The sequence below is a fragment of the Thalassoglobus sp. genome (assembly GCF_048270125.1).
Lineage (GTDB): Bacteria > Planctomycetota > Planctomycetia > Planctomycetales > Planctomycetaceae > Thalassoglobus.
Genome location: NZ_JBLWTN010000015.1, coordinates 83,023 through 107,211 on the forward strand (window position 1 = coordinate 83,023; position 24,189 = coordinate 107,211).

Annotated in this window: 28 protein-coding genes; 13 read left to right on the forward strand and 15 right to left on the reverse strand. The window is 48.6% G+C overall.

Annotated elements, in window-relative coordinates:
- Positions 1-20: 20 nt before the first annotated feature.
- The 7 genes from ACN0YR_RS16250 to ACN0YR_RS16280 form a co-directional block, all read right to left on the reverse strand.
- Positions 21-776 (reverse strand): hypothetical protein, encoded by a 756-nt coding sequence (locus tag ACN0YR_RS16250; RefSeq protein ID WP_417850280.1) that lies wholly within the window; start codon positions 774-776, stop codon positions 21-23.
- Complete coding sequence (locus ACN0YR_RS16255; protein ID WP_417850281.1) at positions 766-2,319, reverse strand: type IV secretory system conjugative DNA transfer family protein; 1,554 nt, start codon at positions 2,317-2,319, stop codon at positions 766-768. The genes ACN0YR_RS16250 and ACN0YR_RS16255 overlap by 11 nt, the downstream gene beginning before the upstream one ends.
- 127 nt (positions 2,320-2,446) lie before the next feature.
- Entirely contained in the window at positions 2,447-3,112 is a 666-nt protein-coding gene (locus ACN0YR_RS16260) for a hypothetical protein (protein WP_417850282.1), read from the reverse strand.
- Between the two features lie 45 nt (positions 3,113-3,157).
- Positions 3,158-3,763: a hypothetical protein gene (locus tag ACN0YR_RS16265; protein WP_417850283.1), complete on the reverse strand. Its 606-nt coding sequence runs from the start codon at positions 3,761-3,763 to the stop codon at positions 3,158-3,160.
- Positions 3,764-3,796: 33 nt separating this feature from the next.
- A complete protein-coding gene (locus tag ACN0YR_RS16270) occupies positions 3,797-4,513 on the reverse strand; it encodes a hypothetical protein (protein ID WP_417850284.1) in 717 nt (238 codons plus the stop codon).
- A 95-nt stretch (positions 4,514-4,608) separates the two neighbouring features.
- The gene (locus ACN0YR_RS16275) at positions 4,609-4,806 is read right to left on the reverse strand and encodes a hypothetical protein (RefSeq protein ID WP_417850285.1); all 198 of its coding nucleotides are present in this window, start codon (positions 4,804-4,806) and stop codon (positions 4,609-4,611) included.
- A gap of 69 nt (positions 4,807-4,875) precedes the next feature.
- A complete protein-coding gene (locus ACN0YR_RS16280; RefSeq protein ID WP_417850286.1) occupies positions 4,876-5,046 on the reverse strand; it encodes a hypothetical protein in 171 nt (56 codons plus the stop codon).
- Positions 5,047-5,232: 186 nt separating this feature from the next.
- On the opposite strand from ACN0YR_RS16280, the gene ACN0YR_RS16285 reads away from it, so the two are divergent.
- Both ACN0YR_RS16285 and ACN0YR_RS16290 read left to right on the forward strand, forming a co-directional pair.
- Entirely contained in the window at positions 5,233-5,793 is a 561-nt protein-coding gene (locus ACN0YR_RS16285; RefSeq protein ID WP_417850287.1) for a helix-turn-helix transcriptional regulator, read from the forward strand.
- On the forward strand, positions 5,774-8,665 hold the full coding sequence (locus ACN0YR_RS16290; protein ID WP_417850288.1) for a protein kinase domain-containing protein: 2,892 nt from the start codon (positions 5,774-5,776) through the stop codon (positions 8,663-8,665). The genes ACN0YR_RS16285 and ACN0YR_RS16290 overlap by 20 nt, the downstream gene beginning before the upstream one ends.
- Here ACN0YR_RS16290 and ACN0YR_RS16295 read toward each other — a convergent pair.
- Complete coding sequence (locus tag ACN0YR_RS16295; protein ID WP_417850289.1) at positions 8,662-9,045, reverse strand: hypothetical protein; 384 nt, start codon at positions 9,043-9,045, stop codon at positions 8,662-8,664. The genes ACN0YR_RS16290 and ACN0YR_RS16295 overlap by 4 nt on opposite strands.
- A 142-nt stretch (positions 9,046-9,187) precedes the next feature.
- Between ACN0YR_RS16295 and ACN0YR_RS16300 the strand changes: the two genes are divergently transcribed.
- Entirely contained in the window at positions 9,188-9,631 is a 444-nt protein-coding gene (locus tag ACN0YR_RS16300; RefSeq protein ID WP_417850290.1) for a hypothetical protein, read from the forward strand.
- 38 nt (positions 9,632-9,669) lie between these two features.
- On the opposite strand, the gene ACN0YR_RS16305 is transcribed toward ACN0YR_RS16300, so the two are convergent.
- The gene (locus ACN0YR_RS16305; RefSeq protein WP_417850291.1) at positions 9,670-10,752 is read right to left on the reverse strand and encodes a replication initiator protein A; all 1,083 of its coding nucleotides are present in this window, start codon (positions 10,750-10,752) and stop codon (positions 9,670-9,672) included.
- A 571-nt stretch (positions 10,753-11,323) separates the two neighbouring features.
- Between ACN0YR_RS16305 and ACN0YR_RS16310 the strand changes: the two genes are divergently transcribed.
- The 9 genes from ACN0YR_RS16310 (at position 11,324) to ACN0YR_RS16350 (ending at position 18,370) form a co-directional block, all read left to right on the forward strand.
- A complete protein-coding gene (locus ACN0YR_RS16310; protein WP_417850292.1) occupies positions 11,324-11,572 on the forward strand; it encodes a FitA-like ribbon-helix-helix domain-containing protein in 249 nt (82 codons plus the stop codon).
- Positions 11,569-11,994 (forward strand): type II toxin-antitoxin system VapC family toxin, encoded by a 426-nt coding sequence (locus ACN0YR_RS16315; RefSeq protein ID WP_417850293.1) that lies wholly within the window; start codon positions 11,569-11,571, stop codon positions 11,992-11,994. Before ACN0YR_RS16310 ends, ACN0YR_RS16315 begins: the two co-directional genes overlap by 4 nt.
- A 220-nt stretch (positions 11,995-12,214) precedes the next feature.
- Entirely contained in the window at positions 12,215-13,168 is a 954-nt protein-coding gene (locus ACN0YR_RS16320; protein ID WP_417850294.1) for a toprim domain-containing protein, read from the forward strand.
- Between the two features lie 337 nt (positions 13,169-13,505).
- Positions 13,506-14,657 carry a hypothetical protein gene (locus ACN0YR_RS16325; RefSeq protein ID WP_417850295.1) on the forward strand — a complete coding sequence of 384 codons (1,152 nt, stop codon included), beginning with the start codon at positions 13,506-13,508 and terminating at the stop codon, positions 14,655-14,657.
- 26 nt (positions 14,658-14,683) lie between these two features.
- Positions 14,684-15,496, forward strand: coding sequence for a hypothetical protein (locus tag ACN0YR_RS16330; RefSeq protein WP_417850296.1), 813 nt, complete (start codon positions 14,684-14,686; stop codon positions 15,494-15,496).
- Positions 15,497-15,886 (forward strand): hypothetical protein, encoded by a 390-nt coding sequence (locus ACN0YR_RS16335; RefSeq protein WP_417850297.1) that lies wholly within the window; start codon positions 15,497-15,499, stop codon positions 15,884-15,886.
- 448 nt (positions 15,887-16,334) lie between these two features.
- Positions 16,335-16,742: a DUF6876 family protein gene (locus ACN0YR_RS16340; RefSeq protein ID WP_417850298.1), complete on the forward strand. Its 408-nt coding sequence runs from the start codon at positions 16,335-16,337 to the stop codon at positions 16,740-16,742.
- A 105-nt stretch (positions 16,743-16,847) separates the two neighbouring features.
- The gene (locus tag ACN0YR_RS16345; RefSeq protein WP_417850299.1) at positions 16,848-17,834 is read left to right on the forward strand and encodes an ArdC family protein; all 987 of its coding nucleotides are present in this window, start codon (positions 16,848-16,850) and stop codon (positions 17,832-17,834) included.
- 281 nt (positions 17,835-18,115) lie between these two features.
- Entirely contained in the window at positions 18,116-18,370 is a 255-nt protein-coding gene (locus ACN0YR_RS16350) for a hypothetical protein (RefSeq protein WP_417850300.1), read from the forward strand.
- A gap of 306 nt (positions 18,371-18,676) precedes the next feature.
- Here the strand turns inward: ACN0YR_RS16350 and ACN0YR_RS16355 are convergent, their stop codons facing one another.
- Together ACN0YR_RS16355 and mobF are read right to left on the reverse strand one after the other, a co-directional pair.
- Positions 18,677-19,093 (reverse strand): hypothetical protein, encoded by a 417-nt coding sequence (locus tag ACN0YR_RS16355; protein ID WP_417850301.1) that lies wholly within the window; start codon positions 19,091-19,093, stop codon positions 18,677-18,679.
- A gap of 20 nt (positions 19,094-19,113) precedes the next feature.
- Positions 19,114-22,011 (reverse strand): MobF family relaxase, encoded by a 2,898-nt coding sequence (mobF, locus tag ACN0YR_RS16360; RefSeq protein ID WP_417850302.1) that lies wholly within the window; start codon positions 22,009-22,011, stop codon positions 19,114-19,116.
- 334 nt (positions 22,012-22,345) lie between these two features.
- On the opposite strand from mobF, the gene ACN0YR_RS16365 reads away from it, so the two are divergent.
- Positions 22,346-22,717, forward strand: coding sequence for a hypothetical protein (locus tag ACN0YR_RS16365; protein WP_417850303.1), 372 nt, complete (start codon positions 22,346-22,348; stop codon positions 22,715-22,717).
- Positions 22,718-22,732: 15 nt separating this feature from the next.
- Here the strand turns inward: ACN0YR_RS16365 and ACN0YR_RS16370 are convergent, their stop codons facing one another.
- From ACN0YR_RS16370 to parA, 4 genes are read right to left on the reverse strand one after another with little or no spacing between them, the layout of a single operon-like run.
- The gene (locus ACN0YR_RS16370; protein ID WP_417850304.1) at positions 22,733-22,873 is read right to left on the reverse strand and encodes a DUF6876 family protein; all 141 of its coding nucleotides are present in this window, start codon (positions 22,871-22,873) and stop codon (positions 22,733-22,735) included.
- A 26-nt stretch (positions 22,874-22,899) separates the two neighbouring features.
- Positions 22,900-23,295, reverse strand: coding sequence for a DUF6876 family protein (locus ACN0YR_RS16375; protein ID WP_417850305.1), 396 nt, complete (start codon positions 23,293-23,295; stop codon positions 22,900-22,902).
- Positions 23,292-23,549: a plasmid partition protein ParG gene (locus ACN0YR_RS16380; protein WP_417850306.1), complete on the reverse strand. Its 258-nt coding sequence runs from the start codon at positions 23,547-23,549 to the stop codon at positions 23,292-23,294. The genes ACN0YR_RS16375 and ACN0YR_RS16380 overlap by 4 nt, the downstream gene beginning before the upstream one ends.
- A complete protein-coding gene (gene parA / locus ACN0YR_RS16385; RefSeq protein WP_417850307.1) occupies positions 23,546-24,166 on the reverse strand; it encodes a ParA family partition ATPase in 621 nt (206 codons plus the stop codon). The genes ACN0YR_RS16380 and parA overlap by 4 nt, the downstream gene beginning before the upstream one ends.
- Positions 24,167-24,189: the final 23 nt, after the last annotated feature.

Below are 24,189 nucleotides of genomic sequence, written 5' to 3' on the forward strand. Positions count from 1 at the left end.
TCTGTGATTACGATTTCCCGTTAGTACGGAGAAGCTGTGTCGATATCGATACCGGGGGGAAGCTGATTGCGTTGTTCAGGAGATCGCTGTGTCAATGCGGCTGCGGTCATCAGTACCATCGCAACCTCAGCGACATCTTCCTGATCGAGTTCGATGACAGGAATTTCCCGCATCGCGTTCGGATCATCAGTCACGGTCGGGAGATGATCGTGATGGCGCATTTCGATGGTAAGTCGTATGATGGAAGCGGTCATACGGCGACGCTTTGTTTCTTCTTGTGAAAAGTCGCGTGCCGGTAATTGATTATCAGCATATTGATCTCTTTCCACTCGAAACGTGACATGCACCAGACGATCTTTCCATTCCCGCCAAATGACAACTCCGTTGGCGTACAGTTTGCTTTTGAACGCCACAGCTTGTGAGTTAAACCAGAACCGTGTTGTCTCACCGAACAGTTGTCTGGCAAAGAATCCATCCAACGCAAAGTGCATCCACGCCTTGGCGGCTGCGGAGAACATCGCCACGACGATCATGATCCAGAACCCACGACCGAACGGTGAGTCGATGAAATCGAGTTTGTGCCACACCAGCCAGCCGATATAGAAGTTGATCAGCCATCGCACTACCCTTGTCGCTCGATGCGCTCGGACCCAACTTCGCCAGCTATCGACACGCACGTTGACTCGGGCAGATTTTCGTTCTCGATCAAACCACAGTTTCGGTGAATTTGGCAGACCTGGAGCAGTATAACGAACTAAAGTCGACTTACCGTTCATCGAATCGTCCTCGAAAAAATTCATGCTGATCATAAAAAGCTCGTTGCAATACCATGGGACGATAGCCTGGACGAATAACCAGTTGTCTGAGCAATTTGTCATCACGAGCAAAAAAACGACCGACTTCTTCTGCGTTCATCAACCGATGAACTCCCAAGGACCAGGACTCACCGGTCGCAGCCTGTTTGGTCGCTTGTTCGAACCCTGGTGCGTTGGTTGACCGTGAAATGGTCGGAGCTTCCCCAAGTCGTTTGGAGATATATTCGAGTGTTGTTTCATCGGCGAGACCAAACGCCTGAATCGCTGCCGCGTTGGCAATAAACGTTTCCCAGTTCTTCGGGTAATGTGTCTTCAACTGTGAGAGATCTTGCAGCACTGCCACTATTTTCAATCCGAGACCGGCGATCTGGGCAGCAGCGACCTCTAAGCATTTCAGTGTCCCTAAAACGTGCATCTCATCGAGACCCAGAATTGTCTGTGAACCGAGTTGAGAAATTTCTTCCTCATGAGCAGCCAATGTCAGTTGCACGATCATTCTCAACCAGCCAGAAAGATCAGTCATTCGCATTGCAGGGACTGAAATATACAATGACATCGCACCCCGTTTCAGGTCACGCAGATCAATGGAATCACCCGTCAAACAATCCGCCATGCACTCGATGCTCAGGAAGTCGAGATGTTTTCGAAGGTTCGACAGCACTGATGAGAACTCACCGCCAGTTCGGTCATAAAATTGTCGAGCAAGATTGCGGATCGCTCCATTGGCGGCATCATTGGAGAGGAGTTCTTGCTCCAACCAGTATCGACCAGAGTTGTCAGGGTCAGCTGATGCAAGTTCCGCAGCAAGATGCCAGACTGTGATCAGGTCACGACAGCCATCGTAGCGCCAGTAGGTGGCGACATGCAGAATGAGCATTGAAAGTGCCTGATGAGAACAGGTGTCCCAGTGCTTATCTTTGAAGTCGCCGGAGACAATGATCGAGTCTGAGATCAGTTTTGAATTAGGCACGAATGTTCTGCGATTATTCGGATCGAGTGTGGCAATAGGGTTCAGAACGACTCGATGTTTGGCTGCTTCAGAGCCAGCAACTCCAAAGGGATCAAGTAGACCAACTTGTTGTATTGAAGATCGATAACGGATTGAAATTCGTGCGAGATCACCCTTGGGGTCCAGCCAAAGAGAGGACGTTGTCGGAGGAAGGCTGAGAAGACAGGGCAAGAGCATGGATCGCCCCTTGCCCGCACGTGATCCAGCCAGCAGAATATGGTGACGGTCGTCTCCAATACCAATCCCAGTCCCTCCCACAATGTGCCGTGTGAGCCGACCATCAGCCAGACGATCACCTTGAATGACTTCTCCTCCAACGACACCCATGAAGAGTTTTGATTCCCGATTCAGATGAGTGTCGAATTGTAGAGACTTCGTTGCGGCGAGGTTCTGTGGAGATTCAAAATAGGAATGTGGTAACGTCCCGACAAACTGAGCATCCCTCCCCCGTGGAAAATCATCAAGCAGTTTCGTTGAGCCTTCAGGTACAACCATTTGACCTTCCTTTCCAACTGTCCCGCTCTGAATACTGAAGAAGTTGCACGAACTCGGTAAGAATCAGCTCTCCAGCCCTCGCCGATTCAGAACGAACAAGCGAGTGCTGAGGAACCGTGACGATGCTTTAATCGAACTGCGGCAACTGAGGCGTGGCAACAAGTTCGTTCTCAATGATGTAATGTCCCGGCTCAAAGCCTGCTTCATTGAAGATACTTTGCCATTCGGGCATTTGCTCTTCGGCAACAAAATAGAGTGCCATCCCTCCTCCCTGTTGACGGTAGCTGATCAAAGACTGCATCAGCTTTTCGCGAGAGGTGTTACGGAGAACCGGATCGTATTCTGAATCCCACATATCCGAGAGGATGACCGTCAGCAGTTTGGTGTTTTCAGTCACACCAGTAATCGATCTGACATAATCTACTGATCGACGAGTCGCATCAAAGACTTTCGAACTACTCGGATCAGATTTCGCTTTCAAAAACTCGTTGAACTCTTCGGGACCAGAGAAGCGATTCCTTAAATCGTCAGGCTGACCTTCGAAGAGGACAACCTGATCGTTGCCAGAAAGCTGACAGATCACCAGCTTGGCATCACTTCCCATCGACTCGGTGAAATAGAGTTCGGAGAGTTGTAGAAACAACGTGTAGGCACGGTCGTCCCAGTAAGATTGAAAGCTACCTGATAAATCGACCACGATCGCCAAACAGGCATCGAGTTCACGATTCTCGAAATGTCCCGTGTTCTCGACTTGCTGAGATTCAACACAGCCAACGAGACAAAAACAAGTCACTGCTATCAGTATCATATTATTGAATGATCTCATAATGAGATTCTCCTAATGCAAATTGTTCGTGTGATAGTCAGCATGCCACCAACCGAGGACTGCGAGTCCGCAGGAATAGATCAAAGTGGCTGCCGGGACGATATACTCTGGGGCGTTAGACCAACCGCTCGACGTCTGAGCAGCCAGCCCGTAATAAAAGATGCCGGCATCGAGTAGCAGGATCACTCCTGCGATGATAGAAATCATCATGAACACAATCGGATTGCGTTCACGTTGAGCGAGGATCGAACCATACCCCATCAGTTCAATCCAGATCTTGCACCATAGCCAGGTGATGACTCCGAAGAGCAGGATCGACACCACAATGGCGAGATCGGCACGATCCCAACCATCAAAATTACGTGCCAGTCCCACACCTGGAATCGGTAGTTGATATAATCTCCTACGAAAAATCGGTAAGAGCAACCTGATTCCGTCGGCGATCACTGATGCGTAAACTAGCCCCATGATCGGCATGACAATCAGGTTCGCCATATAGAAACTAACGACCTGTTTGATGGTCCTGCGACGCCGCAGGGGTGGTGCCGCCCGAGCATGTCCGCTTGTGGTCGACTCCGGCATAAATGCCTGGTCGAATTGATCGAAACCGTCAAACATGATGGTCTCCAGATAAGAGAATGATTGAAGTGATTATGCAGCGGTCATGTTTTCCTGCATTTGACGGAGTTCATTGATAGCTGCTTCGAGATCACGAATGACAGCCGGAACGTCGGCGAGTTCCCCCGGTTCATTATGGACGAGTTTGATCCGCACCACTGATCCCGAGAAGACCCAGTGTCCCGGCTTGTTCGCGACAACTGTCGGAGTAGAATCAGAAGGTGTCGGCAGAGTCATGCCATGCTTCTTTTGCAAGTTCTGTGCAACTTTAATCGTGATCCGCTCTCCCTTGCGAGCAAGTTTCAATGCTTCTTCACGAGCAGCTTCAGGTGTTCGTTCTTCTGCAAGCATCTTCAACGACTCACGACAGAACTGATGGAGTGTTGATTTCTCTGAGAGCAGCTTGGAACCGTACGAACGCCACGCTGCTCGGCATCGAAACGCCTGAGAACGTGAGACACCAAGATCTTCTTCCATGTTTCGCATCAGTTCGCTGTTGCCACGAGTCTCAGACACCGCAGCAAATATTTCGAGCAACCCGCCAAAGATCAGCACCTGCTGTATGCCGATCGAGTTGCACGTTGTAACGACATAAGTTGCTATAAACGGAACCTCGTTTTCTCCCGTCCTCTGAGCCATTGCCAGCAAGTCCTCGGTCGAAGTTTCGGCAAGCACTTTCAGAACTTCAGGGTATTCATGATCCTCAAGAACCATCTTGAACGGGTCATTCAAAGTCGGAGTAATAGACATATTTTCATCCTTATCATTTTCAGACAGTAGGAAAGAAAGAATTCAAGAAAGGCAGCGGAACGCCAATTGACTCTCCGCTGCCATTAAGCGAATAATCAGATCATTCTGTTTGCGGTATGGTCGAACACACGCCAGATCAACCACAACGGCGCAACCAAGATTCCGAGAAGCATGACAAACAGCGAAGTCGGCCAACTCAGAGAAATCAAGCCTACCGCAATCAGAATCAGAGCGATCGTTGTCACATCGATTTCCTGAAACAGTGACTGCGGTTTTTCAGTGATAAATTTCATAAAGACGTCTCCAATGGGTGGTGCCTGCACTGGTGCAGACACCACGAGCAGAAAAAAATCAACCGCGAACTACCGCTCCCGAACTTTGCCTTTCATGTAAACGTCATACTCCTTCTTGCGATTGCAAGCCGCGCAAATGGCCCATAAAAAGCCCACCACGATGAGAAACCCAACAAACGCAGACCCATCACCAGACTCTGTCGTACTACTCGCCAAACTGAAAGCTGAAAGAAAGTTCATAATGTCCACATCCTATTCCTGGAGAGTTTTAAGAAACTTGGCTACTGAGACATTCAGATAACCTTTCAATCTATAACGGGGGATGAGTCGACAATTTTTTACATAGAAATCTGGAAAGTTTTAAATTGAATCTTACGATTGCCAACTAGAAGCAAACTAATCAGTCCACTAGCTGTGAGGTTTTCAATGACAGAATCAACTCCTTTCGACAACTACCCTGAAGGTGAATGGAAGAAATTCGAAGAAGAGGCTTTAAAGAAGATTGAACAACGACTACGTCGAATGCGAGACGCACCAGATGAGAAAGATGAAATCTATCACAGTGCCTGGAGAACTTACTTGGATCGTCGCGATTCTGATGATCCCAAACATCGAAAAGATGCTGACGCGAATACACCGGCACAAGTCAAAGCTCGTTTGATGCATCACATTCGTCGTAAGCTTCGGAGTCAACGGGATCGCAGAGAGTTGGAAGATAACAAAGCTTTGAAGTTCAGTATTCTAGAAGGGGAATCTGGTCAACCATTTGAGCCAATCTCATTGGGCTTTCCAGATGATGAACGGCTCATGGAGATGTTGCTCAAGCCGTGCAAGAAGTTGACAGACCGTCAGCGTGATGTTGCCCGCCTTGCAATGATGAATTACGATCCTAAGGAAATTGCAGAGAAATTGGAAATTGGCGTTCACACCGTCTATCGCGAACTGTTGGTAATCCGGGCTGCCATTGATGAACAACGCTTCGAATAAAAATGAGTCCAACAGATCAAGCCCGATTCGTCCCGCGACTTTATGCGAGAGAAAGCTTACCGATCTCGCTGATCAATATAATTCAGTTTATCAGAAAGACGAGCAACCCAGTCTTGACGAATATTTGAATCAATTGCCACGTGAATGTCAGGCGTACAAACTCGATCTGTTGAATCTACTTTTGCTGACAGATGCACATTACTGGCAAGGGCGAATGGGGCGAGATATTTCCAAGCAAGACTTACTGGAACTCTACCCATGGCATGCGGATGATATTCAAAAATCTCATGTCGCCAGAGAACTCGATAATGGACGCAAATTTGAGTGGCGAATCGGAAAGTTTCGGATTGAAGGAAAAATTTCAGAGGGTGGTGAAGGCAAGGTCTACAAAGCTGTCGATCTCAACCTCAATCGAACTGTTGCCCTGAAGGTCACACACCCCATTCTGCCTTTCGACTGGATTAAGACTGAAGGGCAGGCATTGGCGGAATTGAACCATCCCCATATCTTACGAGTCTTCGAGTTCTTCCGCATGCAACGTACGACATTTCTGGTGACAGAGTACATCAAAGCCGCCAGCCTGCACTCACGATTCTCTGAGGAGAACCCATCTCAAAAACAATTGACTTCAATCGCTGTGCAACTTCTTGATGCGGTCGTTCATTTGCATGAGCAGCAAATCTGCCATCGGGATATTCAACCGAAGAATGTCCTGTACAGTGCTGCTGAACAGGTGAAGCTAATCGACTTCGGTCTTGCCATCACATTTGATCGATTACTGGACGACAAGGAAGTCCAGACGGCTCCAGTCGGAACCCCACCTTTCATGGCACCAGAATTGTTGCATAGTGATACTAGAGTCGATCCCAGACGCTCTGATCTCTACTCGATCGGAGCGACGTTGTTCTGGCTGATGGCGAAGGTTCCGCCAGTTGAAGGTCAGACACGAGATGAGATTTATGATAACCTCCGTCAAGGAAGATTGAACTATCAAAAGTTCGAAGACGTTCGACGCAGTTATCCCGTTCTCGCTTCCCATTGTCTTCAGTTGCTTGAGGTGAACCCCGAAAATCGACCCCGCAACGCAAAAGAAGCCCTCGCGACATTTCGTCGGTTCGAAGATCAGATTGCCGATCCGATCGAAAACGTCACGATCAACGCTACAAACGTGAAAGTCAATGCACACGAATCAGCCTCTTATCAGCATGATTTTTCAAAACTGGAAGAGACGTTTTCAGGAACATTCTCATGTTCAGAATTGGACAGAGGTAAACGGAGAGAATGGCAACGAAAACTGGTGAGTCTCTACCAGAATCAGACACAAAGAGCTTTCGGGGAGGCAGATTCTGGGAGTCAACTACCAAGAGTTAAAGACCAAAACCAGCTAATCTTCGCACCAAATTCAATCGCTGATTTTGACTTCAGCTCACTGATCGTAATCAGCGGGTACGTCGGACAGGGGAAATCTTATCTTTTGAAGAATTTGGCCGCCAATACTGCGAACGAGACCAGTCGTCTTCCTGTCTATTGTGAACTCTTAGCGCATCAGCAGCAATCACTAACAGACATGGTCAGTAGAGTTCTGAAATCGGTTGGTCTTCCCATGGGTGACGAAACGATCAATTTTGAATCGTCTGCGGAAGATATCGCTTTGTTCTTCGATGGTTTTGAGGAAGTTGCACAACCGAAACGTACTCAACTTCTGGCAGACCTTCAGCGTCTTAAATTACTCGCTCCCGACCTACCTGTTTTCATAGGAACGCGCCCTGGTACAGAGTTGGCTCATTGTGCCATAGCGACGGTCTACACTATCGATGAGCTTAAAAAAGATGACTTTTTCGCAACTGCTCGTGAGTTGAGGCGAGATCGAACGGACGAGGAATTGCAACGAATGTTCGTCGGTGATCGCCTCGGGCTAAGTGATCTCTTAACAACACCTGCACTAGTTGGAGAGGTTTTACGTCATTTTCGCTCCGACCGGACATTAAGACAAAATACGCTCTCTTTCTACCGTGATCTGTTTGACCTCCTCGTGAGACGCCACAATCAATCCCAGTATGGACGACGTAGGCAACTCACATGCGATTTCGATGAGACTTGGTTGCAACACTATTTCGAGATTCTCTGTTTTTTCGTGTATCGCAAATATGGTCGGAATGAGATTCATATTTCCGATTTACGAAAGCAGGCATTTGTTGCTGCAAAGTTGGTAGGACATCCGAATCAAGCCACTCCGGCTCTTGATGACATACTTTCATTATCTAATCTGATTATCGAGGATGAAGGGAATTGTCGTTTCCTGCATCCATCAGTTTGTGAATATTACGCTGCCTCATCGGTTGCTAATCTTCTGCTTGAGAGTGCTGAGGGAGTCTATCAATTGCTGTTGAGACAATGGCAACACTGGATACACGTCCTCTCATTTCTTTCGGATTTAGATCCGGTACGCATGGCAGTGTTGTTAGAACTTCCTGAACTCCGCCAAGTGACTGCCGATGGGAAGCGATCTTATCTCGCTCAATTCCAATCGTTTATCATTGAAAAACTCAACGATGGTCGTGAGCAGCTGAGAATTTCTCATAGCAAAGCCTACTGTTCGCGAAATCACAAGATTCTTGTTGGAGGTGTCAAAGACAATTTTTTCAGGGAAGGCGCTCATATTTGGTTTCCGTCAATTGTGTGGCCTGACCTGAAGCCCGGTCATGGAGTACGACTGCCAGTGGAGCAAATTGACCTCAGCAAACTTGTCGACTGGCTGGGAAAACGACTCGATTCGGGGTATGCAAGTTGTGAACAGCGACTGATACATTGCGTAGAACTCCAACGATTGAATCCACAACTCTGTGCGATCAAAGCAATGGATGATTCTTAGATCCGTGGTCCAGTCTCGCCAGGAAATGGCACAGTCAGCATTCCATTATCAGTATTTTTTTGAAGAGCTTTTTTCGGCAAATGATTGTAAAACGCTCGTCCTCTTACGAATGCATTTTCATCATTGAACAAGGATGATCGTAATTCCACAATCGCAGCGACCATCGCATTCAGATATGGCTGAACTTGTAGCTTTTTAAACAGCACATTCTCGATTTCCTCAATCTTATTCGAGTCCGGTAAGCTGCTGATTTCTTGCTCAATCTGAAACATCCGCTGCAAAGCTTCGGAATGATCGAGGTTGTCAAATAGCCATGCCCTCCAAACTTGATCAAGGCGAGATACTTTCTGATGTACTTGTTCATCAAATACTTGGGTCATAATCCATTGTACATCAGTTCGCTTCAGTCGCGCAAGAACTTCTTACGGTAAGGTCTGCAGTGTGCATTTCGCCCCTTTGTTTTGTTGGATCGACCGTTGCCCGGTGGGGTGAGTCGATCAACAAAACCAAAGGAGCAACGATATGACAACAGAGACTGAAACAGCCGCCGACAACATCCACGAAGTCCCTGCTGAACGGTTAGAGATGGGAACATGGTGCCACACCCGAGATCGCCAGATCGGCGAAGGTGATATTTACAGAGCTTATAGTGCTGATACGATCGCCCTCGAAGGTCGAATTCGCAGACCGTTCCAATTCCAAGGAAGTTTGTTTGCGACCACTTCGGTTCACGGTGGTGAAGACTTTAAAGCTGAAGCATACCGACTGCAACTTCCAGAACTCTTCAATGAGCAAACCATGACTTACGCTGAGCGATGCCGTTCAAACGATCCTCGCAGCAATCCCAACGGTTTTTACCATGGTATGCTCGTTCGTCACGGGAAACAGGAATATGTACTGGTTGGACCGCCTCAGCAATTCTGCCCTTCAAAGGAACCTGTCCAGACACAGGGATCACTATTTTGATGTGACGTGTGCCATCGAGAAAAGCATGCATCTACAACCTAATTGAACTTCCGCTTTGCATTCCACTTTCGGCAAAACCCGATGAACGCGGCGTCGATATTTCGTGGCGGTTCGGCTTCGGTCAGGCTGAGCCAGGTTCGCCATTCTCTTTCAATCTCGTACACATCCCATCCGGGTGCTGCGAGACGGGCTTCGTGGTAGGTATCCCCCTGGAGTGGCGGAAGCGGTCGAGTCGTTTCGCTATCCGTGATCGCAGGGATTGTGCCTCGGTTTTCGAAGATGATGATGTCGCGTGGTTGGTCAGGATGATCATCAAACCGAATACGGTAATCAGGGAGATGGTTCGTCCGTTGGTCATCATCGACAACGCGGCTGATGAGACGCTTGAACTCTTTGGTGGTTGAGCCTGAACCGCACTTTTTGCGGAGCAGGTCGAGGGAGATTCTCCATTCCGATTTGCGACCGCAATGTTTGCGAGCCAGTTCGTACAGACGACGTTCGATCGGTCTTCGCAATCGGAAGTAATCACGATGGAGCGTCAGCACCTCCCCGGCTTCGATCGCATTGAAGACCCAATCAGACAGTTTGACTTCGATGTCCTGCATCCGTCCTTCACGAGTCTCGCGAACGATTTCATACGCATCGATCAATCCGAACCCACGTGTAATCTCTTGCTCTCCTGTCAAAATGTTGGTGCTGATGCGCGTCCCCGCCAGACGTTCCAATGCCGAGCGGAGCAGGTCGTAACCACGACCGTTGGTCATGCGATTCGTAGCGGTCAACAGGTCGAAGCCTTTGAACCGGACTGTTTGCGAAAGCCGCCTCCCCTCATTCCGAGCAGCCATCAACTGGCTGATACAGAAGATGAGAATGTCCCGGTCATGAATCGTCGCTAATCCGTCAGCGGAGGGTTTGATCTCAATCCAAGCGTGTTTATGTTCGTAGCGTCTGACCCGTAAATCTGGTTTGGTGGAGAGGCTGAAGACTGGATGCTCCATGCTCGCCATATCCCCTTTCGGTGAAGCATCGAGGAAATCGCAGACGAAGAAGTCCGGCGTCGGATGCCGTTCAGGCAACAGCGGAGAGCGACTCTTTTTAGCATCACATGTTAATTCTTTCATTCAACAGTCCACGACGGTTCGGTGACGACTTTATTGTCAATTGAGAGAGAAGATCGTGGTTTCGATACTTCACACACCATTCATGAATGACATGGTTCGCACATTGATGTCAAACAGAATCGACATTTCACACACCAACAACCCGCTTTCGATATTTCACCCACCGAAGAGATTCCTATCGACACTTCACACACCGATCTTCGACACTTCACACACCATATTTCGACACTTCACACACCGGGCGTTTGAAAATTTCGAATTGATACAGTCGGTTGCTGTCCGATTCGCAAGTCGTAACACACCTCTAAACACATATTTAACACACACTTGCTGTGGATAACTCGATGATCTGTCCCTTCTGGCAGAATTACAGACGGGACAATGGGAAAAGAATATCTGGTGAATTTTCCAAACCCATGAATCCCAAAGGGCGAAAACTGAAGAATAAATGTCGCCCGAACATTGCCAGCAAGCGACATTGAATGACAGTTAACGACGACCAACCGCCGCTTCACAAAAAAATAGACAACTCCTCAAAACTATGATATCATGATAGCAATGGAGGTGAACTATGGCTCAATTTATTGTACGAAACCTGGAAGACGATGTTCGTGATCGGCTGCGAGATTTAGCTCGCGAGCAAGGTCAGAGCATGGAAGAAATGGTGCGGGATATTCTGCGAAACGCAGTCCTGAAGCAAAGTGCTTCTCCAAAAGGATTAGGAACAAGACTCACCGAACGATTTGCAGAGAACCCTTTGGAAGCTGAGATTCCTGAATTGCGAGGTCAACAGATTGAGCCGATGAGTTTCGATCAATGATCATTCTCGACACGAATGTCATTTCTGCCGTGATGCGGCAACGGGAACCTCAGATCGCTGACTGGCTGAACTCCCTCCCCTCTCAATCTGTTTGGACAACCAGCGTTTGCGTTTATGAGATCGAGTTTGGTTTGAAATCACTTCCGAAAGGGAAACGTCGAACACAACTGGAAGCTGATTTTGAATTGGCATTGCTCGAAGATCTGGAAGGTCGCATCCTCGACTTCAACGCTTTGTCTGCTCAGCACGCTACTGAGATTTCTGCGAGACTGAAGTCTGCTGGACGACCGGTTGAGATTCGCGATGCAATGATCGCAGGAACGGTCGCTGCCTGGAATGCCACTCTCGCCACCCGCAACATGAAGCATTTCGCAGACGCGAAAATCGCTTTGGTCAATCCGTGGGAAATCCAGACAGATTGACATCTTGCTCAAGCTGTAGTCAAACGGCGTGGTCTCGTCTTTTGATGGCTTTCCCCGCCGCGACTGCAAATTGGCTTCCTTAATCTGAATCTAACATCAATCGTAACTCCGTATCGTCGTGCTTCTGTGTCTCTGTAATTGCGAGAGTTATCCACACCTCTTTTCCAATTGCCCCGCCGCAGTTTTTGCCTCCATCGCTTTCTTGATTTATTGTCGAGACATGTTGTCCCGAGGCGAAGAACTGGAAGCGATGAAGCGGATTGATTTCTGTCAGTATGTTGCTTCGCGTGGGTTCGTACTCGATCGCAAGAAGAGTAGTCGAGCCAGCATCGTGATGCGGCATTCCAATGGTGACAAGCTGATCGTTGGTAGAACTCCAAACGGTCAGTATATCTATTTCAACGCCAAGGGGAACGACAGCGGATCGATCATCGATTTCGTGCAGACCCGTGATCGCGTCTCACTCGGTGAAGTCCGCAAGATACTCAGACCATGGCTGAACGGATCAACGATTCCGATCAATGAGCTCCCTCCTCTCCCGATCAAGTTACAGCCGTCAGAGCATGATGCCGCTCAGGTTCTCGCGAACTGGATGAAAGCCAAACCGCTTTGGAAGACACATCCCTATCTTGAATACGAACGCCAGATCCCACGTGAGATTCTGACGAGCCCCCTCCTCCGAGATCGAATCAGGATCGATGACCGCAAGAACGCAGTCTTTCCACATTTCAACCAGTCTGGATTGTGCGGGTTTGAGTTGAAGAACCGTGGCTTTACGGGGTTCTCACCGGGTGGGATTAAAGGACTTGCCTGCACTCGTCCCCAGCCTGATGATCAGCAGATGATTATCTGTGAGACAGCGATCGACATGCTCAGCTACGCCGCTGTCAAAGGTCTCGATGGAAAGCGATTGTTCAGTACAGCTGGTCAGATCAGTCCATCACAGGCGGAATGCCTGAAAACAGCTGTCTCCAAAATGCCAGAAGATGTGATGATTGTGTTGGCGTTAGACAACGATAAAGGTGGCTATGAACTGGCAGAAAAGATCGCCGAAGTTCTCGCTGATTGTCATCGCCCAATCATGACCGACTTCCCCTCTCTGCACGGTGGAGACTGGAATGATGTTCTCCGTAATCCCACATCGTCGCAGTTCTGTGCTTCTGTATCGCCGTAAAATCAGTATCGCTGTATCAAAGTATTCACACAACACTTGGAAAGCATATCTCTGCATTTCTGCATGAGCGACTTTCTGCATCATCGTGTCTACGCATTTCATTGAATCAGAAAATGTGTTTCGTCTCAATCACTCATTATCGTATTTCTGTATATGCGGTTTTCTGTACCGACTTGAATCCATAATTCTGCAAGTGACGACAACACAGGATAAGACTTCCGAAAGGAACAATTTTCCAAAAGTTTGAGATTTCTTTTGATCGAGTGATACGCATCTCGTACCATGTAGGGTTACACCGAGCAGTTCTTGCTTCGAGCTTATAGGGATAGGGCAACAAATGGATGGTCACTCTCTTACTTTTGAATCACTCTTAGAATCTCACTCCAAAGAGTTGTCTGATTTCAATATCGCGGATCTCAATCTGGCAGCGGCTCATGGGTTGCCGGGAATCGTTCATCTCAATACAGATACCTACATTGAGGATTTATACGAGTGGTCTCGAAGGGTTCAATTTGAGATATGCAGACATTTGTATCAACTCGATTCCCAAGCTGATCAAGGACCCACAGAATTCACATATGGAAATTCTTTAGCAAGATTTATCTGCTGGTACATGTTGCAGGTTCTTCAAGAAGATTGTGGAGTCAAATATAATCCCGAACGTAAGTTTGATCCCGATTTCTGCCAGCCTGAAGACTTATTCATCCATGGTATTGTAGACGAAAAAGGTTATGGAGGAACATGTGCCTCGATGCCGGTCGTTTATGTAGCGATTGGTCAACTACTTGGGCTTCCAGTCTCGCTTGTAGAAACACGAGGTCACTTGTTTTTTCGCTGGGATGATCCGAAAGGGACGACACTTCAGTGGAAGAATCCTTACCTGACGCTTTGGATTCCACCTGATCGTTTTAACATTGAAGGGTCTGGTGAAGGCATAGCCTATTACCCTGACTCTCACTACATTCAGTGGCCAGAAGTATGGAAAGAAGTTGATTTTCAACACGGTCGGTATCTTCGGAGCATGACTCACCGGGACGCTCTTGCTGCATTTTTAGTACAACGATCTGAATGCTTCTTTGAACTTCAGAACTGGCATGAATGCCTCAAAGCGATTTTCTTCGCACGGAAACTTGCTCCCGCAGATGCACGTTATGAATGGTTGCATGCAGAACGCACAAAGCAATTTGCCGATTATCAACATTCACAACAAATCCTGCAAGAATTGACTTCACATGCCCGGCAGGTAGGAGTGAAGAATCAAACAATGAAGCATGGCAATCATTGTCAATGCTATCGCCGGGAAGATCGAGAGAAAGCAAAAGAGCCAGTCGGGATGCCTGGTCATGCGGAGCATTGCCTCTGCTCCGGTTGCCTTCAATCTCGAACCCAGGCAAAGATTGGTGCTCCCCTCGGACACTCTGCATTTCAAATTCCAGGACCAACCCCGAGCCCTTTTCCACCTCAGCTACCTGGAATGACTCATTTCTAGTTTTCAAAGAAGGAATTGGTATGTACATGCCAAAACTCGCTCAATTTACTTCGCGTGATCCACTGATCAACGGTCAACCAGTAATCCTCGGGGATGGTCTTTACAACTATGCAAGGATGAATCCCGTAAACCGCATAGACCCTTCGGGGATGATATCAATTACTAGCGTCAATGGAGGTCCTTTTTGCGATACACCTGGGCAAGTTTATTTAGGCGTTTGGCTAAAGCCTGATGTTGATTCGATCATGAATAAGTTGAGAGTGAATGGTGGAGTTCTCATAGCAATTAAAGATCGTGAAGTCAGAGCGGAAGACTGCAATGGGAAACTATTAAAAGAAGAGCAGACAACTTTTTTGCAATGCTATCCTATTCAGCCAGACTTATCTTTTCCTGAATCAAGACCTGCTGCAGGTAATCCAACATCTCAAGTGATGCAATACATTTCTGTTTTAGACTTTAAGGCGTCCGCAGGCATCGCATTTAATCCTGAAGGCAATCAGGGATTCGCAAGAGGATATTTACATTTTCATTTTTATTCCTTGCCAGGCTCAATGAGTCCGCAGACCGCATGCCAGCAATTGGGATTTAAAAATGCTATTAAACCTGACGGAACTCCAGCAGATGGTTACGAAGCACCAGTGTCTGTTAGTTCCAGAGATAGTGAAGGGTATCCAGACAAATATGGCAGATTTTTTCCAAAAAAGTTCGAACTTAAAAGTCTCGGTTTCAAGACGGTCAAAATAAAATATACTTGGGCTGAGTGTCCTTGTGACTATCGAAGTAGCTGCGAGACATTCCCTAAAAAGCTTGAGGGAGGACCGAATCGAGAAGGGAAATAAATGAAAAAAATCAGTAAATGGCTGAAATGCCATAGCAAAAGTTCAATTTTGAAATTATTTCTCGTGATATTCTTCATCTCTTCTATCTATTATGCGTCTCTTCCTTTTGCGTTAGATTTTATGTGGAAAGATAGGACCGTAAATTCGTCAACACAAGTGTTGAGTAAACCAGTATTTATAGGCTTGCGTCCAATTGCGCGAGTCCCTGCTTTAGAAAAAGCGATGATCAATTGGGGACAATTGGTGAATGGGACTGGGCAATCATTTTATTTCTACATGTATGATTACACTGGACGAGTTCCAATGTTGCGAGTTTACGAAGAAACGGATGGCTATAGTGCTGCAACGACACCTACAGGAAATAGTCACAAGCCTTATTTAACTGAGTAAGTTTGTCTCAAGCAGAACTGATTTAAGCCATCCAATGAATGCTGGCCCGTTCTCATCAGACCTGAGCCTCCCAGTTGCTGGCCCGTTTCTGGTGAGGCTCTTTTGCATTTGCTCTGAACAGTACAGGCAGCAGGCATTCCCGCTCAACTCTGAACTGACCTTCGCGACCATCCTTCTCAACTGGTGGTAATTGCGAGATTGCTGTTCAAGTCAATTAGTCGAGTTCTGCCTCAATAACGATACATCTTCAATTGGAATGATGTTGTCAGCTGTCTCGCTTTCTGTGGTTGACATCTTTGCCACGTTGAACGGCGGTTGCCGTCAATTCAAGCAGCCGTGTTGACTTGCCATGCGGCTGCGTCTGCCCGCACCACTCTGCTTGAGTTCCCGGCACATTCCCACCGTTCGGTCACTGGGCATGATCAACAACAGAGAAAGGAAACAGATCATGACCAACCACAACCCACAACTTGAAGAAGACGTCTTGCGAATGTTCACTGGGACGTCGAAGTATTTTCGTCACTCAATCAATCGCAATGTCCTGTTTACCGACGGAGTGAGACACGTCGCGGAGGAGGGCGAAGCATTCTGGCTCATCGATGCCATCGCCATCTGGCTAACAGACCAAAAGTTTCGAGAAGAAGCCCAGAAAGATGATCGCATCCAATCGCTGCACTTCTGGAAGCTAACAGTCAACGAAGACCGCTCGGCAATTCTGACCGCCAAAGCGGACAGTCCCGAAGAACCATTCATCACACAAGCGATTCTGTTTACCGACTTCCCACTCGACAGCATCGATATCTGGGTAGGCAACGACGGAGAGTATTGGACGCTCTATCTGCCATCGGAGCATTGAGTATGGAACAAGCAACAACACTGTGGAGAGTTCGATCTGCGTCATTGACCAGCATCAGCATTCATGCAATGGAAAACAGAACAATGGTCAAGGAGGACCAGGACAATGCGAAAAAAACCAAGACGTGACATCTATCAGGAAGTGACCGATAAAATCATTGAGCGACTCGATCAGGGAACCGTTCCTTGGCAGAACCCGATCAAACGTGGCAGCGGTGACGGCTGGCCGAAGAACATTCAGAGCGGCAAGAACTATCGCGGCATCAATGTTTTCTTGCTCGGTATGACAGCCTGGGAAGCGGGATTCAGTTCTGACTACTGGATCACCTTCAAGCAAGCCAAAGAGCGAGGTGGGCAGGTCAAGAAAGGTGAGAAGTCGTCTCTAATCATCTTCTGGAAACAACTCGACAAAGAAGACCTCGAAACAGGTGAAGAGATCAAGATCCCCGTACTGAAGCATTACAACGTGTTCAATGTTGAACAGTGTGACGGGATCGATATCCCGGATGCTCCTGACGAAAAGCCAGCTGAACCGTTCGAACCGTTGGGGAAAGCTGAAGCGATTGTCTCAGGTTACAACGAGCGACCAACCATCCGGGAGGAGGGGAGTCGTGCCTGCTATCGACCATCAACCGATGAAGTCTTCATGCCGCTCGCGACCAGGTTCAGTGACCGTGAAAGTTATTATTCGACACTCATGCACGAGTTGTCACACTCAACAGGTCATTCGAAACGACTCAACCGTGGACTAGATACCAACCTCGCTCCGTTTGGTTCTCCCGACTACAGCAAGGAAGAACTTGTCGCAGAGATGTCGGCAGCGTTTCTCTGTGCGACTTGTGGGATTAGTCCACCAACAATCGATCAATCTGCCTCTTACCTCGACCACTGGAGGAAGCAGTTGAAAGGTGACAAGAAGTTGATCATCCAAGCCGCCGGTGCTGCTCAGAAATCTGCTGACTGGATTCTGGGAACGCAGTTCAATCAGTCCAGTGAGAAAGCTGATACCACTCCAACACAGCAACCAGTCGATCAAAAACCCAAAGCGGTAACTCCCACGACCGCTGCCCGCACACAGCTGGAACTGTTTTGAAGTCATGCTGATAACGGTAACACGATCATACGACGACACGGCGATACAGAAGTACGGCGATAGTGGTTGCTTTGAGATTTCTACCGATTCGGTCATTGCAGTCTTTGGCTTTCGCAATCTGACAAGCCTGATTCGCTTGATGTCACGCACGCGCCCGCCTGAGTCAATGGTCTGCCCGCACAAACGTGTGGACCATGACACCTGCGGTCGGACGGGACATTGGTCGCTTACGGCTAGCAGATGCGAGCCAAATTAACCACAACGACATAAAGGAGAAAAACATGTCAAACCAACCTATCCACCGTATCCGTATCGGAACATCAAGTGTCGCGATCTTTGAAAATAAGACCGATGACAACAAGACGTTCTACAACACACAGTTCGATCGCAGCTATCGCACAGGCGATGAGTGGAAACATACCCGCAGCTTCGGAAAAGATGATCTATTGGTCGTCGCCAAGTTAGCGGATCAGGCTCATAGCTGGATCACTGAGAAACTTCAGTCTGCATCACAGCAAACTCAAGAAGCAGCTTAACCTTCAGAGCGTGCCGGGAGACTGGCACGTTCACTTCTTGCTTTAACGTCACATTCAAGCTCTTTCCCAATTGCCCCGAATCGATGAGACCGTCCCAAATTTGGGACTGAGCTTACAGCTGACCCATAGAGTCCCAAACTTGGGACTGAGAATTCAGCCTGCGAACTCAAGCAACTTTCAAAATCAACACGGCAACATTCCCGACTTCCCATTGCCCCGTCTCAACGACAGAGTCCCAAACTTGGGACTGAAGCAAACGCTCATAACGACCATCCCAAATTTGGGACTGGGAGGAGGGGAAAGACATTAGTCACCTTGAACCTGCTCGATGCTTATCCCGGTGATTGAAGGACTCGATTCAGGACGATCGACATCACGTTCATCAATCTCTGCGATCCAACGGATGAGTCCGTTGCCCAGAGATTCCGCCAATTCGCGAAGATGCCGACCCTGAATCGTGACCTGCACGCGAGACATGCCCATGATACCGAGTTGCACGAACCCAGCATCACGGAATCTGATCTCTCGCAGATCACTGTAGGTGTAGCTGATCACTTCACCGGTACGGAACCGCAACTGAAACATCAGCGGCGGCATCTCGCCACTTTTGATCTGATGCCACGGTTTCGAGTCCGGCAAACTGCGGACTGGCTGGGAGGAGGGGGCAGTTCGAAACAACTGTTCCCGACGACTCTCGGCAAACGCTTTGGATGCTGTCGACATTGTAGATCCTTTCACGATCTTCATGATAAGCTCCGACCAGGAGGAGGGGACATTCCTACTCCCATTCTCAGATCAAACGACGGTCCAGGTCGAACCGCAGGTTCAGTCGCACGACGATCCTGAGTCTGATCTTTCCACCAGTTCACAAACCGATCGCGAACATTTTGAAAACTGTTGCGTCCTCGTTGTTCCTGCTGTCTCACAGCCACGTCGTATTCACGATTTTGCGACGGTCCATCTTTCTGTGCCGAGACCAACTCGGTCGCTGACAGTTGCTCACCTGAGCGAGCAATAGCGTTACGAACTTTCTGCTTATCATCAACGTAGATCGCAACATCATCACGACCGCGTGAAACGGTGACATAGAACTGTTTGGCGTTAATCGCAGGCAGGGACTCCGAACCCATCGCAGCGATGGCGAGCGGTCGATCCTTGCCCTGACTGGCATGGCTGGTGATGACGTAGCCCAGATCGAGATGACCGTAGTTTTTATCGACCGTCATCCCGCTTTTCAGAATCAGGTGACCTTCGTGATTGATCGCATTCACTTCATCGAGTCGACCATTGGCAATCCGACGTTTACCATCTTTGGCCGTTCCACCCAGGCTGAACCGGACTTTGTCACCAACGGCAATGCCGAGCGTCGACTCTCGGTAGACTTCGAACCGATCTGCCATGTCGCGTGGAAGGGTCTTTGCTGTATGACCATCCATCGAAGTCAACCGGACTTGCTGATCTTGAACAGTGTCGACGCGATACCGTTCACCACGCTTAAAGCCACCTTTCACATTCTGATGAAACTGCACGATCAGACCGTCCCGGTCGGAGTAGGTGACCGCTTCGGCTTTCTCAGCTTCGGAGAGGTTCATCGACTTCAACTGCGGAATCTTTTGTTCTTGCTCGGTCAGCTGACCTTTCTCACGCAGTCCCGATCTAATCTTCTCCGTGACCGCACCTGCTTCAGCGTGTGTCGGAGCGATAATCAGCGGAGACTGTTTTCCACTCTTCGCTTCGATATATTTGCTGGCAAGCAGCTCGTGCCGTTGTTCGTGATCGACTTCCTTGATCTTTCCTAACTTATCCAAGAGATCGTATCCTGCCAGCAATCCCGTTTTACCAGTTCGTTCATCAACCTCATGTCCACGACTGATCAGTTCCACCGCTTGCTTGTATTGCCCTTGTTGTCGTTGAATCGTCTCGACGCGAGCGATATTCAGTCCTGCTTCTCGTTCTAGCAACCGCATCGCTTCACCACGGCGAGGGGAGGAGTGTTGTCTCGTATCACCAGACAGCACGATGCGAGCGTTCTGCTGGTTCGCAATTTTGAACAGTCCCCGCATTGAACGGACATCGAGCAGTCCCGCTTCGTCGATCCACAGAACTTGATCCTTCACCTTCGCTTGAAACTCGTTGTTGCGGAGCAGATATTCAACAGTCTGAGCATTTTTGAACCCTTTCTCTTGGAGCACTTCTCTGGCTCCTGTCGACGGCGCAAACGTAAACACCTCTTTCCCATTGCCCCGAATCGCTTCGGCTGCTTCCTGCATCAGCGAGGATTTTCCGGTGCCAGCACCGCCAGTCACAGCGGTTACTGTATCGCGAGAAGTGAGAACATGGTTCACCGCATCTCGCTGTTGCTCATTCAGCCAGTCACGTGAGAACTGATGTTCAGTCTTCGCAATCGCTTTGCGAGTTCCTCGACTGTCACGAGCGAATTCAATCATGTCTCGCTCAGCGTGCAGCACTTCACGGGTGGTGACGAACTGTCGCTGTGCACCTTCAACATCACGCGACTTCTGAATCACCTGCATAGAATCGAGTGTCTTCTTGATCTCTTCAGGGGAGAGCGTGACGCCATGCTCCAATGCCGTTCCGACGACTTGATGCCGCTCGACCGTTGACTGCCGATACAAATGATGATCAAGGGCATATTTTACCGACTGACGAGCTTGATCACCTTCACGAGCGGTTTCGTCGCTATGGTTTCCGTTTCGCAAGTTCGTGAACGCTTGTCGTTCCTCAGCCGTGAGTCGTGACTGCCATTCTTCTCGCAACTTGTCGACGCCGGTTCCTTTGTCTTTGTTCTCTCGCGTCCGTTTCCCGAGCTTGCTCTTTTCAAAGGCATCCGTGATACCGTTCTCTTTGGCGAACTCTTCGACCTGTTCGGTCCTGCGACTGAACTTCTCGATCGTCTCACGACCGATACCGTTGATCTCCCAGCCAGTTTTGACTTTACCGCTTTGGGAATATTGACGCTTTTCAATGTTGTAGCCGAGATCTCGTTGCAGTCTGCGAGCCAGTCTCGCTTCAAACTTCGCTTGCAGACTCGGACGTTGCCTGATGATTTCAGCAAACTCACCGGCGTAGTGCTTCCCATTTTGGAAAGTCCAGTTGATCACGAACGCATGAATATGCAGATGCGGATCTGGTTTCCCATCGACAGGTCTGGAAGTCTTGTGGAGGAAGTCGGCATAGATCAGCTCACCGGTTTGAGTCCGTTGTTGCGTATTGGCATTCTTACCATGGCGCACCCGCCGCATCATCAACGGCTCAATGTCCTTGGTCATCGTCTCGCGAACGGATTCTCGTAATGCCTCAGCGATCTTCTCATCTTGGTTGATCGCCCAGGCGAGTGAAACGCTCTTCGGAACCGAAAATGTGAGATCAACACCCGGTCTGCGATCTTTACGAACTCGCTGAGCGAGTAGTTCTCCAGTCATCGGGTGCTGACCGTTAAGCAAGGCGTTGAACTGGTTACTGGCCACTTCAGTTCCTTGCCCCAGACCGAGCCGCTCTGCACCCTTACCATTCCAGTACCCAGCAACTTCCTGACCGAGATAATAATCGCCCTGCTTCAACACTGTTTCAAAGTATTGACGAGTGGCTGCAGCGTTCTTTCCCTGCGTTGCAATTAGCATGATTCAGTGCCCACGAAAGAAGGAGACAGGCTCATCAGAAACGAAGATGAGAGCCAAAATGAAGCGTCGAAGAGCGAACATACAGAACCATACGGGTGACCTAAAAGACGGTCAAATCGTAGGTCAAAGAAAGGATAAATTTAGATAGGCTTGTCTCCTAAGCAGTGCTTAGGCACAAATCAAACGTGCCACATGACCCGCCATGAAACAACCTCACGTTGCGTCCCAAACTTGGGACATCCACAACTTATTTACCCTGTGTTTTTCGATTGCGCTTCTGTGAGTCTGTGATAAATTGTTTCAATAAAATCACAATCGAAGGACAAAACGGGCAATGGGAAGATGGGGAACAAAAGCGTGGGAGAATGATTCAGCAATGGACTGGTATGAGCGATGGATGATGGAAACAGATTTCATCGACCAGATTGACCGCACACTCGCATTCGATGTTCAAGAAGATTTCCAAGAGATTCGAGCAGCTGCATCCATGTTGTGGATGCTCAACGAGCCAGACATCTGGCCAGTGGGGTATTACCTGCAGTTCGTCGAGCGGGCAGTAATCAAGTTGCAAGAGATACTGTCTTCAGGCGTGTATGCGAATCCTGAAATGATTACCGAGGTCGAGCAGGAACTGGAGAAACTTCAGGCAATTCAACAACAGTTCAACGTGGATAGTTCGAAACTCGATAAGCAACTCGAGCCATAATCTGAATCAATCAAGTCAATACTCCGAAGGAAGCATCAAAACCCAATACTGCTCATCCCGAGCCGCCCACACGTCGATGTCTTCGAAAGGGAAATCGGTATACGGAATCCTCGTTTCGGTCTTCGGAACCGATGCGATTGGCGACCGTTGAGTCACGATCGGTATAACGAAGTCCAGCTAAATCAGTATTCTGAAGACAACATTAAAACCCAGTACTGGTCATCGCGTCCTGCCCAGATGTCGATGTCTTCGAACGGAAAGTCAGTGAACGGAACCTGCTGTTCGATGAACGCAGGTTCATCGCTGTCAGCAACTGCTTTCAGGGTTGCTGAACGATCTTCGTGAACGGCCAGTTTCCAGAAATGCGTCAACCCGACTCGTTCATCATCTGCAGCAGCCTGGTTAAACGCTTTCGTCGCTAAGTGTGAAGCAATCGCATCGACCAGCCAATATGCTTCCGCTTTCTCTGCGAGGTACTGCACGCCGTCGGTGTAAATGACCGACCGATTCATTGAATGCAAGTAATAGTGTGAGGTCCCTGTGAATTGAGCGAGGTCGGATTTGGAAATCGAGTTCACTTTGAACTCGATTCTGTTTGTTTGGCTTCATCGTCAAATTGAAGCGATTCATCAATCAGTGAGCGTATAAGATCCGCTATCGGAATATCCTGTCTCACACAATGCAGTTTCAGTCGTGAGTGGAGTGTGGGATCAATGTCAATTGTCAGTCGCTTTGGTTTTGGTGGAGGAGGGAGGTCGCCTCTGCTCTCCACCCAGGTATCTGCATTCTGATTTCGTACAGGTCTTGCAGAGAGTTTAATGGTCTTACTCATTGGATTTTCCTCAGTTCGTTGATAAAGCGTTTGATTTCTGATTTCCCTTTTCTGTCTCCTCGCTCCAGGACTGTTGCTCCGTCTGCAAGTGACTCTGCAAATGCGACGCGTTGACCGACATCGTTATTCAAGATTGGAACATCCAGTTCCTTGAGAGCTTTACGGACGTCTCTTCCAATGGCGGTGTTTACAATTTTGCGATTCACCGCAAGGCAACACTTGAGCACTTCGTTATAGACTTGAGCTTCTCGGACAAGGTCGACGGTCTCAGCAGCAGCCCAAACATCAAGCGGGCTTGGGAGGAGGGGGATTACCACCAAGTCAGTAGCGAGGAGAATGGAACGAGCCAGTTCCGCGATGCGTGGTGGGCCATCAATAATGATCTCATCGTAGTCATTTCGCAGGAGATCGATTTCTTTATGAATCGTTGGCTGGGGCATCCCAATGACAGTGAAGGTTGGCTGTTCACGACAATTCGCCCAAGCCAACGCTGAGCCTTGCGGGTCTGCATCAATCAACAGGACACGTTGTCCTCGTCTGGAGAGCTCCGCAGCGGTGTGGATTGACAGAGTCGTCTTCCCGACACCACCCTTCTGGTTTAAAAAAGCATAAATCATTCTGTGTCGTATTTCTGTGCCAT